The organism is Nonomuraea basaltis (genome assembly GCF_005893125.1).
Lineage (GTDB): Bacteria > Actinomycetota > Actinomycetes > Streptosporangiales > Streptosporangiaceae > Nonomuraea > Nonomuraea basaltis.
Window position 1 is genome coordinate 1 of the sequence record NZ_VCJS01000363.1, and the last position, 8,463, is coordinate 8,463.

General features: G+C 66.5%; 18 protein-coding genes. 8 read left to right on the forward strand and 10 right to left on the reverse strand.

The window, feature by feature from the left end; genetic code table 11:
• Positions 1-253: 253 nt before the first annotated feature.
• Genes EJK15_RS65235 through EJK15_RS65265 form a run of 7 tightly spaced genes read right to left on the reverse strand, consistent with a single transcriptional unit; the run spans position 254 to position 2,338 of the window.
• Positions 254-445: a hypothetical protein gene (locus tag EJK15_RS65235; protein WP_138720256.1), complete on the reverse strand. Its 192-nt coding sequence runs from the start codon at positions 443-445 to the stop codon at positions 254-256.
• A complete protein-coding gene (locus EJK15_RS65240; protein WP_138720257.1) occupies positions 445-708 on the reverse strand; it encodes a hypothetical protein in 264 nt (87 codons plus the stop codon). The genes EJK15_RS65235 and EJK15_RS65240 overlap by 1 nt, the downstream gene beginning before the upstream one ends.
• Positions 708-935: a DUF7167 family protein gene (locus tag EJK15_RS65245; RefSeq protein WP_138720258.1), complete on the reverse strand. Its 228-nt coding sequence runs from the start codon at positions 933-935 to the stop codon at positions 708-710. Before EJK15_RS65245 ends, EJK15_RS65240 begins: the two co-directional genes overlap by 1 nt.
• On the reverse strand, positions 932-1,324 hold the full coding sequence (locus EJK15_RS65250) for a hypothetical protein (protein WP_138720259.1): 393 nt from the start codon (positions 1,322-1,324) through the stop codon (positions 932-934). Before EJK15_RS65250 ends, EJK15_RS65245 begins: the two co-directional genes overlap by 4 nt.
• On the reverse strand, positions 1,321-1,716 hold the full coding sequence (locus EJK15_RS65255; RefSeq protein ID WP_138720260.1) for a hypothetical protein: 396 nt from the start codon (positions 1,714-1,716) through the stop codon (positions 1,321-1,323). The genes EJK15_RS65250 and EJK15_RS65255 overlap by 4 nt, the downstream gene beginning before the upstream one ends.
• Positions 1,713-2,084, reverse strand: a complete 372-nt coding sequence (locus tag EJK15_RS65260) for a hypothetical protein (RefSeq protein ID WP_138720261.1) — start codon at positions 2,082-2,084, stop codon at positions 1,713-1,715. Before EJK15_RS65260 ends, EJK15_RS65255 begins: the two co-directional genes overlap by 4 nt.
• Positions 2,081-2,338, reverse strand: coding sequence for a hypothetical protein (locus EJK15_RS65265; protein ID WP_138720262.1), 258 nt, complete (start codon positions 2,336-2,338; stop codon positions 2,081-2,083). The genes EJK15_RS65260 and EJK15_RS65265 overlap by 4 nt, the downstream gene beginning before the upstream one ends.
• Before the next feature lie 228 nt (positions 2,339-2,566).
• Here EJK15_RS65265 and EJK15_RS65270 point away from each other — a divergent pair, with 228 nt between their 5' ends.
• Both EJK15_RS65270 and EJK15_RS65275 read left to right on the forward strand, forming a co-directional pair.
• Entirely contained in the window at positions 2,567-3,223 is a 657-nt protein-coding gene (locus tag EJK15_RS65270) for a recombinase family protein (RefSeq protein WP_138720263.1), read from the forward strand.
• Positions 3,224-3,359: 136 nt separating this feature from the next.
• Entirely contained in the window at positions 3,360-3,827 is a 468-nt protein-coding gene (locus EJK15_RS65275) for a hypothetical protein (protein WP_138720264.1), read from the forward strand.
• A gap of 50 nt (positions 3,828-3,877) precedes the next feature.
• On the opposite strand, the gene EJK15_RS65280 is transcribed toward EJK15_RS65275, so the two are convergent.
• A complete protein-coding gene (locus EJK15_RS65280; RefSeq protein ID WP_138720265.1) occupies positions 3,878-4,195 on the reverse strand; it encodes a hypothetical protein in 318 nt (105 codons plus the stop codon).
• A 307-nt stretch (positions 4,196-4,502) separates the two neighbouring features.
• Here EJK15_RS65280 and EJK15_RS65285 point away from each other — a divergent pair, with 307 nt between their 5' ends.
• From EJK15_RS65285 to EJK15_RS65310, 6 genes are all read left to right on the forward strand, one after another.
• Positions 4,503-4,871, forward strand: coding sequence for a hypothetical protein (locus EJK15_RS65285; RefSeq protein ID WP_138720266.1), 369 nt, complete (start codon positions 4,503-4,505; stop codon positions 4,869-4,871).
• A complete protein-coding gene (locus tag EJK15_RS65290; protein ID WP_138720267.1) occupies positions 4,864-5,214 on the forward strand; it encodes a hypothetical protein in 351 nt (116 codons plus the stop codon). The genes EJK15_RS65285 and EJK15_RS65290 overlap by 8 nt, the downstream gene beginning before the upstream one ends.
• Positions 5,207-5,572 carry a hypothetical protein gene (locus tag EJK15_RS65295; RefSeq protein WP_138720268.1) on the forward strand — a complete coding sequence of 122 codons (366 nt, stop codon included), beginning with the start codon at positions 5,207-5,209 and terminating at the stop codon, positions 5,570-5,572. The genes EJK15_RS65290 and EJK15_RS65295 overlap by 8 nt, the downstream gene beginning before the upstream one ends.
• The gene (locus EJK15_RS65300) at positions 5,572-5,955 is read left to right on the forward strand and encodes a hypothetical protein (RefSeq protein WP_138720269.1); all 384 of its coding nucleotides are present in this window, start codon (positions 5,572-5,574) and stop codon (positions 5,953-5,955) included. Before EJK15_RS65295 ends, EJK15_RS65300 begins: the two co-directional genes overlap by 1 nt.
• Positions 5,952-6,260, forward strand: coding sequence for a hypothetical protein (locus tag EJK15_RS65305; RefSeq protein WP_138720270.1), 309 nt, complete (start codon positions 5,952-5,954; stop codon positions 6,258-6,260). The genes EJK15_RS65300 and EJK15_RS65305 overlap by 4 nt, the downstream gene beginning before the upstream one ends.
• A gap of 414 nt (positions 6,261-6,674) precedes the next feature.
• Positions 6,675-7,622 (forward strand): bacteriocin fulvocin C-related protein, encoded by a 948-nt coding sequence (locus EJK15_RS65310; protein WP_138720271.1) that lies wholly within the window; start codon positions 6,675-6,677, stop codon positions 7,620-7,622.
• 197 nt (positions 7,623-7,819) lie between these two features.
• On the opposite strand, the gene EJK15_RS65315 is transcribed toward EJK15_RS65310, so the two are convergent.
• Positions 7,820-8,020 carry a helix-turn-helix domain-containing protein gene (locus EJK15_RS65315; protein ID WP_240778050.1) on the reverse strand — a complete coding sequence of 67 codons (201 nt, stop codon included), beginning with the start codon at positions 8,018-8,020 and terminating at the stop codon, positions 7,820-7,822.
• Positions 8,021-8,068: 48 nt separating this feature from the next.
• Positions 8,069-8,299 (reverse strand): hypothetical protein, encoded by a 231-nt coding sequence (locus EJK15_RS65320; RefSeq protein WP_138720273.1) that lies wholly within the window; start codon positions 8,297-8,299, stop codon positions 8,069-8,071.
• Positions 8,300-8,463: the final 164 nt, after the last annotated feature.

Genomic DNA, 8,463 nt, shown 5'->3' on the forward strand with positions numbered 1-8,463 from the left:
GGCTTGCCGGTCTCCTCGACGATCCGGACAGCGCCGTCCCGGAAGTCGGGATCGAACCTTCGTCGTGTCTCTGCCATCGCCTGGTCCTCCTCTTAGGCGATGCCTCAACGATACGAGGGGAAACCCATCACCTTGCGAGTGACACTGGCCTCAGGCCAGGTCAGTTAGGCCGCGAGCGGTCACCATGATGAGCATTCCGCGCGTGCTGGCAGGTCCCGAAACCGACCAGCACGCGAAGATCAATCTTTAGCGATCACGAGTCGAACGGCACCCGACCACCGCGCTTGGTGAGCTCGGCCACGATCTCGTTGATGGCCTCGCGGATCTTGTCGGCGTCCTCCTTGCCATAGCTCTCGTCGAGACTCTCCCAGCCCCCAGACAACGCATTGTCCAGGGCCAAGGCCGCACGGAAGCACGCCTCCCGCTTCGCCGTACGCCGATCCATCAGGCGCCGTCCTCGGCCGGGTCGTACTCCATGTCCTCCGGGCCGGCGTAGAAGTCGGCGGGCTTCGGCAACGCGTCGATCGCCGCCCGTTGCGCCTCGCCCAGGTCGAGGCCGCGGGCGAGCCAGTACGCCTCGGTCTGGGCACACGGCCACCTGCCCCCATGGTTCGGGCACAGGTCGTAGCCGTCCCACACGTTCGGCGGCGGGCACGGCGGGACCAACTGCGCGATCCGCTCCAGCCGCTCGGCTTCGGTGAGCGCCATCAGCCGCCACCCCCGACCGAGTCCTTGTCCTCGATCGCCTCACAGCCGCCCTCGACACGATTGTCCACGTACCCCTGGTAGAGGTCATCGCGGACCTGCTGCTGCTCGTCCTCGGTCATGGCGGCCCACGCCTCGCGCGTGATCTCCGAGTCCACGATCGCTTCGTCGTGGCTGTTGCTGATGTCTCGGATCTCGGACCAGACCCGGAACCGCACGGTGTCGCTCACACGCCACCCCCGACCGAGCCCGACTCCTCCATCTCGACGGACAGCTCCACCATCCGCTCCACGTCGCCCACCGCGGCCGCCCTGACGAACTCCTCCAGGTTGGCACGCGGCAGGAACCGGGAACCGACGTCGCTAGGGAACATGTACTCACCGACCATGACCCCCTCGGCGCCCCAGCCGCCCTCGCCATCGCTGTACGAGGTGCCGGTCTGGTCGGCCCGGTCGAGCTTCCCAGCGACAGCGGCCTCCGCAACCGCCGTCTCGGCCTCGATGCAGAGCCGGACAGCGGTCTTGGCGCGGTCGCCGATGAAGACCGGGCAGTCGTTGACCGTCTGGAACAGCACGTAGCAGTCGCGGTCGGGCGCGGTCTTGAACACGACGAGGCTCATCGGGCCTCACCGCCTGACTCGTCCTCGCCCGCCAGGTAGACCCGGCCAGCGGACTCCACCTGCACCCGACCCGCCAGCAGCGCCAGCACCTCGTGCACGGGCATCCCGAGATCGGCGGCGGCGCGCTCCAGGTTGTCGAGCTGGGCCTGCGTGAGCGGCAGGTCCACGTTGAGGAAGACGGGCTCCTGGTCGCTCGTCGGCTCCTCGTCGGCCTCGCCCTCGGAACACCTGTGCCCATACACCACGTCGCGCGGCGACTGGAGGTTGTTCGACTGGGCGATCAGGTCGTACGCGAAGTTCGTGCGGAACCCGCATGGTTTGTGGATCAGGTGGGCGAGGTGGCTCCAGTAGCCGGAGCCCGACTCCGTCTCCCAGTCGGCGGGCAGCCTCATCGGGCCTCACCCGCCGCCGCCAGCAGCTCGGCCTGCCGCGCGCTCAGCCACGACTCGGCGTTGTCGCGGAACGCCCTGGCCTCGTCGTCGCGCCCCGCGTCCCAGAGCGCCTCGACCTGGACGACGTACTCGTTCCAGGCGCCGATCTCGGCCGCCCACTGCGGGTCCGCCTCCCACTCCCCGCCGGGCAGCCGGCGCATGAGGGTGGCGTCCTTGGGGATGTCGCGGTCCTCCTGCGCCGTGTGCATTCCCCGGCAGCGCATGTCGGCGAACGCACGGTCGCGCGGGTCGAACTTGTCTGGGTCGTAGGCGATGCCCGACTGACCGGTGTCGTTGGTGTACCGGACGCCGTACTCGTAGGTGCTCATCGCACCTCACCCGGCCGCGCGATGCTGTAGAGGTCATCGAACGACAGACCCCAAGCAGCCACGTACTCCGGGAACCCGGCAGCAAGCCTCGCCTGGTTCTCCAGGTCGGCCCGACCGATGGCTTCCATCAGCAGTTCGAGGAAGTGACCCGGCCCCGCCGTGCGGCGCGTGGCGGGGTACTTGGACCACAGGACGTTCTCGGCGACCTCGGGCGTGACGAGCCCGGTGTCGGGGGTGGTGTGAGCTTCGCTCATGATCATCTCTTTCGCGAGGAGAGTTTGTTGGCGGAACCGCCAACTAGGATTCACTCGCGATGCTAGCGCGCCGACCATGATCAGGCAGGCGTTCGAGCCTTCAAGAAACGAACGTTTTTGAAGATGATCATCGATACCTGACAGCGGCCCTGAAACCCCTCAAAAACTTCTTCAATAACCTCGGGCGTTCAACAACCCCGAAACACCGTTTCTTGAGAGGATCCGAGGGTGACCAAGGCTCTCGAACTCCCCACCGACTCGCTGGCCGCCTTCCCCGCCCGGCCCACCGAGATCCGCATAGGCTACGCCCGCGTCTCAACCGCCGGGCAACTCCTCGAACGCCAAATCGACGCGCTCACTGCCGCCGGGTGCCGCCGCATCTTCGCCGACAAGAAGTCCGGCAAGACCGCCCAGCGACCCGAGCTCCAAGCTTGCCACGCCTTCCTCACCGCGGGCGACACCCTCGTCGTCCCCTCGCTGGACCGGTACGGCCGGTCCCTCGCCGACCTCATCACCATGGTCGGCGAACTACGCCGCCGCGAGATCGGGTTCACCAGCCTGCACGAGAATCTGGACACCACCACCCCGGGCGGGCGCCTGGTCTTCCACGTGTTCGCCGCGCTCGCCGAGTTCATCCGCGAACTCATCATCGCGGGCACCCGCGAGGGCCTGGCCTCCGCCAGAGCGCGCGGCAGGGTCGGCGGCCGGCCAACCGTCGTGAACGAGGACCTGATCCGGGCCGCGAAGGACATGCTCCCCAACCCTGAGCACTCGATCACGTCGATCGCCAAGCTCCTCGGCGTCAGCGTCGGCACCCTGTACAACCACATCCCCGACCTGAAGGACCTGCGCGCCGCAGCGACCGCCCGCGAGATCACTGCATAGGGCCGCGCCGCGCTTGCCGTTCGTGCCGCAGTGCCCCCATCACCTACAGAGCGGAGACGTGTAGCTCATGCACCGATCTGTCTACGTTCGACGCCGTCGAGCCGACGGCCCAGGACTCGTCTTTATCGTGCTGGCGATGATCGCTATCATAGGCGTACGTACCCTCAGCGAGGTCGTGCCCCTCTGGGTGCTCATCGTCCTTGGCGGCCTGAGCCTAGGCATGGTTGTGTTCGTCGTCGTACGGTCTGCGCGGCGGACCACCAGCCGGATTGAGGCTGCGGACGTCATGGACCCCGGCGACCTGCTGCGTGAGCGCATCCGCCAGGTCAACAAAGCGTTCACCGAAGCCGCCAAGCTGATGGACGACCTGCGCCGCGAACTTGAAGCGCAGCAGACGGCCCGCGAAGGACTCATCGCCCAGGCCGAGGAGCAGCAGCGCCTCCTGGCTATCGACCAGGCGCAAGCCGAGAACATCCGGCAGATCCTCGTCGGCGAGACGAAAGCAACCATCCAAGAAGAGCGGCGCCAGCAGTGGAAGTTCTTCGCACTGGGCATCGCCGCGTCGATCCCGATCGGTGTACTGATCAACGTGCTCGTCCCCTGAAGGGCGCCACCCGGCTCTGGAGCAGCCAGCGCGGCGCCCTTACGCATCGGCTACAGCCAGCCCACCAGCAGCTTGAGCTGGTAGGTCTTGAACGGGCCGATCTTCACCTTCCGGACGCACTTGTACGCCTTGGCGAGCTTCTTCTTGTAGGTGAGGAACTTGCCTTGCGCGTGGCACACCGCCTTGCTTGGGTAGTGCGCGTACGTGATCCAGCGGTCGAGCTTCTGCGCCGCGCTCACGGGCGCGGCAGTGATCGCTGTCGTGGTCGCCGACGCTGCATGAGCGTCGGCCTGGACGGCGGGCGAGGCTGCGAAGAGGATCAGGCCGGTGAGGAGGCCGACCAGCCCCAGGCTGATTCGTTTGTGCACGTGCGCTCCCTTCCTGTGAGGATTGGCGGACGAGTGTCCGCGCGAATCGCGTCCTTCAGGACTGATGCTGCGGCGGGAGCCGTTGAGGATCGGTTGAGGAATTGTTGACTGTGGACTGGGCGATGACGGGTCGCAGTGGGTGTCAGTGCCTGTCTCTGCTGGGGAACACGTCGCTCCAGCCCGCCGCGCCGGCCGCATGAACGAAATCCGGCTCTGAACCGATCCGGCGAATCTGAGCGGATGGCCAACAGGCGGTAGGTGCCGGTCGTACGGTGGCGTCCACATTCCTCGCGAAAGGAACGCCACCATGTTCATCGACACAGCCATCTACGTCGGCACGGACGGCACGTACTTCGACGTGATCGACGCTCTCCCGGACGCCCCGCCCGGCTCTGTCATCGTCAATGTCTCCGGCATCCTCTTCGGGCTGGAGCCCGACTACCTCAACCTGCTGCTCGGCATGCTCGGCCCGGACGCCACTTACGACGCGATCCAGCTCCGCATCCCCGACCCGGACGGCTACGGCCATCTGGACCTGACCGCCCACTCAGGGCCGGATGGCCTGGCGCTGGCGGTGGCCTTCCCGGCCTGCCAGACCAACGCCTCGGTGACGATCCCGCACGACCGGTCCGACGAGGTTCGGGCGGCGATCGAGGAGGCGACGCGCGGTGAGTAACACCTTCACCCCGCTCTACGCCGAACTGGACGGCACATACCTGCACGTGGAGAAGCCGACCGACGCCCCCGAAGGGTCGCTCTATCTGACCGTGTCCGGCCTCAAGGTCGGGCTCTACTCTGACTTCGCGGGCTCGCTGGTGCGCGTGCTCCGATCCCTGGAGCCCGGCCGCGGGGTGCAGACGACGATCGAGCCCTTCATGTGGTTCTTCCACGTCGTGATCGGCGACCAGGGTGCTGAGTTCACGCTCGACCGGCGGCAGGGCCGGACGTACCGGGTGACCGTCCCGGCTGATCAGTGCGCCGTGGTGCGCGCGGCCATCGAGGAGGCCCGCGGTGGGTGAAACGACGAACCCCACCTACACCGCACCGGACGGCACCTACCTCGACGTGCAGCCCGCGCCGGCCGACGCCCCGCTCGGCACGGTCGTGCTGGACGTGTCGGGCAAGCCGATCCGGCTCGCGCCGATGGCCGTCGTGAGCGTCATCGACCTGCTCGCGGCGCCCGAGCCCGGCACCACGCTCCTCATCTCGCTCGGAGAGGACGACGACAGCCCGCTGCTCGCGTTCTACGTGGAGGAGCACGGCATCGACGTGCACCGCACCCTCGACGGCCGGACCACGCACCAGGTGACGATCCCGCTCGCTCGGGCGTACGTGACCGCGTGCGAGATCAGTGCCATAGGAACGAGGTGCGCGTGATGGCCAGCTTCGCGTGCATCGCATACGTGCTGGAGCGAGCGGCCGACATCATGCTCGGTGACTTCAGCCTCACCCCGGACCAGGCTCTCATCCGGGCCATCTGGGGTGACCAGCCTGCGCCGTGCGGAGACTGCGGCGAACAGGAGCGGTACCAGCTAGCAGCCCACGTGGTCGAGGTCCAGTACAGCCACATGATCGAATCGGACCTCGTCACGTACCTGTCCGACATCCCCCGGGGCAGTGCCCGCAGCGCGGCCCGCGAGATGGCTCGCCTGTTCCGCCAGGTCGGCGGCCGAGCTCATCTGGAGGGCGACGATCTGGACAAGGTGGCTCGGCTGATGTGGGAGCAGCCGCACGGCGTCGAACCGGCGAGGTGCCCATGACCGACTGGGCTCAGGTGGCCTTCGTGCTCGACCAGGTCGCCACCCTCCTGGAGCAACGCCCCGACCTGGACGCGGATGGCGCGATCCGTCTCCTCATCTGGGGGAGCGCCGACGCCAAGTACCCGGACTGGCCGACCGACGAGAGCGACCTGTACGACGACGTATCCATGGCGCTCGTGGCCGACCACGCCGACCTGTACCTGGGCCGGGACTCGGACCCGTGTCCCGCCGACGAGATCAACGCTCAGCAGGGAGCGCAAGCCGCAGGCGTGGCTGCGGCCAGAGTGAGCTGTTACGTCCGATAGATCAGCCTGGAGCCCGCCGCGTTGTCGGCGGGCTCCGCCATGTTCGGGGGTGGTACGCCACGCCTACCCTTGGTCAATCTGCACCCAAAAAAGCGATTCTTGCTCTAAATGGGACACTGAGGTGATCTCAGCGAATTCCGGGTAGCAAGTTGTGTTCGAAATGGAAAAATCCTATCCAGAAAACGAAACAGACGTTGCGGATATGGGATTGCTATTCAGGGGCGGCCATGTCAGGGTCGATTTGACCAAGGGTTCTATTGGGATGGGGCGGTTTACTCGAAGCAAAGCTCTGTGGTAACACGCTTATCCATCCTATTTTACCTGCGACCGAACGAGACGCGGGCGGGTGCGCAGTCCCGAGTCGCGGCTCCGTAAGTTTCTGCACATCGCAGTGATGCGGAAGGTAGGGTTGGTATGTCTGACCGTTCTGATCGTTGGATTCTCGCTTTTGATGAATCATGCGGCACCTGTCACGAGATCGCACATGCTGTCGACGATGTCGCCGAGGGGCGGCTCGAAGTTCTCGCTCTCACCGAGCCGAGCGTCTTGAAGTGGCGCTCGGCCGCGTTTGGCGCCGAGCCACCCTTCGCTCCGACGCTCCTCCGTGTTCGTCGAGACGACCAAGAGGTCAGAGGGTGGACTTCGCGGCGGATGGCGTTGCCGCTTCTGCGGCATCTGGGTGTACGGAAAGCGATGGGTGTACTGAGTGCGCTCGGTCGACTTCGCGCCGAGGTCAGCGAACCGCTGGTGCCAGCCGCCCGGCCGTCGGAGTCTGGTGTCTCGCGTACTCAGTTCCTGCGGTTCGGGGCCGTAGTTGCCGGTGGCCTGCTGATTGGCGGGAATGTTCCAGCGTTCGCCGCCGAGCGCCAGGTTGCCGCCGAGGCGTGGGTCAACGCCAACAAGGACCGCCTGCCGGAGGCTTACGAGGCCTTCACCAGATATCAGAGTGAATACCGGCGGGAGATCTTCCGTAACCTGCCTGCGCGTAGCCGCGCGGAGTTGTGGAGAACGCATCTCAAGCACTATCGCAATGCGCACCCCGCCTTAACGGCGGATCAAGAAAAGGCACTCACCTTTGCAGAGGAATTCATCGCGGACGAGTCCGTCTTCGACCTGACTGGCGAGGCGCGGGACACCACAGCGGTGCGCCAAGTTGTTGTCGACGCGTTCGGCACGTCCGAAGCAGGAGTCCTGCTGGCAAACCTCGGTCCCGACGACGGTTGCGGTTGCAGCTACACCTGCAACTGCTGCTGGTACGACGACTACTGCTGGAGGTACGGGTGCATGCGAGCGGGTTGCGACTATAAGCCGTCGGGATGCGGGACTTTCTGGACCAAGGAGTGCAACGGCAAATGCCCGTGATAAGGCCGCATCTGCTCGGGCGCCTTACACGAGCAGTCGCCGAGCATCTGGAGGTTCCCGAGGTCGCACTCTGTCAGGTCGTGGTAGTCGTCGGGTCGATCTTGTCCCACTGCCTTTGCGCCGGAAAATAGGTGCGAGCGCAGATCGGTGCAGGGTTCCCCGGACGGTGCGACCCATGACCGGGGAACCCTGCACGTCTACGCGCCCCCAGCGGGGGCGGGCTTTCTGGGGCAGTGGTCGCCGCCGCGGTGCCGCAGATCCACCCCGGCCTCCTCGAGAAGCTTGTGGATGAACCCGTACGACCGGCCGATCGACTCGGCGAGGACGCGGATGGATTCGCCCGCCTGGTAGCGGCCGGCCACGAGTTGGGTGAGCTGGTGGCGTTCGGCGCCGACGATGCGGACGCGGGGCCTGATCTGCACGAGGGTGCTCCTTCGGTGTAGCGGTCACGCCGCGGCGGCGGCTCGGCGGGCGGCGCGTAGCTCGTCGCGGTCATACGGCGTGGCGGGTACGGGGTGGCCGGCCCAGATGCACCATTCGATGGTGGCGAGGTCGGCGTAGTCGTACACGGTCTCCCGCCCGGCCCGGCCGAGGACCCGTGCCCGGTAGCGGGACGCCCATTTGCGGATCGTGCATGGCTCCCGTTCGAGGCGCTCGGCGGCCTGGCGGGCGGTCACGGGGGATCCCGGGGTCACATTCACCCCGCTTTCGATGCCCGGGTTCCGCAGTTGGTAGTCACACGTGAGCCCGGAATTGAGGGTTGACCTGGGGGAACGCGTGCAGGGCCGTAGAGGGTCGTGTGCCTACGCCCTCCGCAGCCAGGCGCCGGTCGGGTCAGGCC

Excerpts from the sequence above, each read along its gene's own strand:
- EJK15_RS65300 (WP_138720269.1), top strand. The coding sequence starts at position 5,572 with ATGGCCAGCTTCGCGTGCATCGCATACGTGCTGGAGCGAGCGGCCGAC.
- EJK15_RS65235 (WP_138720256.1), bottom strand. The coding sequence starts at position 445 with ATGGATCGGCGTACGGCGAAGCGGGAGGCGTGCTTCCGTGCGGCCTTG.
- EJK15_RS65275 (WP_138720264.1), top strand. The coding sequence starts at position 3,360 with ATGATCGCTATCATAGGCGTACGTACCCTCAGCGAGGTCGTGCCCCTC.
- EJK15_RS65255 (WP_138720260.1), bottom strand. The coding sequence starts at position 1,716 with ATGAGGCTGCCCGCCGACTGGGAGACGGAGTCGGGCTCCGGCTACTGG.
- EJK15_RS65285 (WP_138720266.1), top strand. The coding sequence starts at position 4,503 with ATGTTCATCGACACAGCCATCTACGTCGGCACGGACGGCACGTACTTC.
- EJK15_RS65260 (WP_138720261.1), bottom strand. The coding sequence starts at position 2,084 with ATGAGCACCTACGAGTACGGCGTCCGGTACACCAACGACACCGGTCAG.
- EJK15_RS65240 (WP_138720257.1), bottom strand. The coding sequence starts at position 708 with ATGGCGCTCACCGAAGCCGAGCGGCTGGAGCGGATCGCGCAGTTGGTC.
- EJK15_RS65305 (WP_138720270.1), top strand. The coding sequence starts at position 5,952 with ATGACCGACTGGGCTCAGGTGGCCTTCGTGCTCGACCAGGTCGCCACC.
- EJK15_RS65265 (WP_138720262.1), bottom strand. The coding sequence starts at position 2,338 with ATGAGCGAAGCTCACACCACCCCCGACACCGGGCTCGTCACGCCCGAG.
- EJK15_RS65250 (WP_138720259.1), bottom strand. The coding sequence starts at position 1,324 with ATGAGCCTCGTCGTGTTCAAGACCGCGCCCGACCGCGACTGCTACGTG.
- EJK15_RS65310 (WP_138720271.1), top strand. The coding sequence starts at position 6,675 with ATGTCTGACCGTTCTGATCGTTGGATTCTCGCTTTTGATGAATCATGC.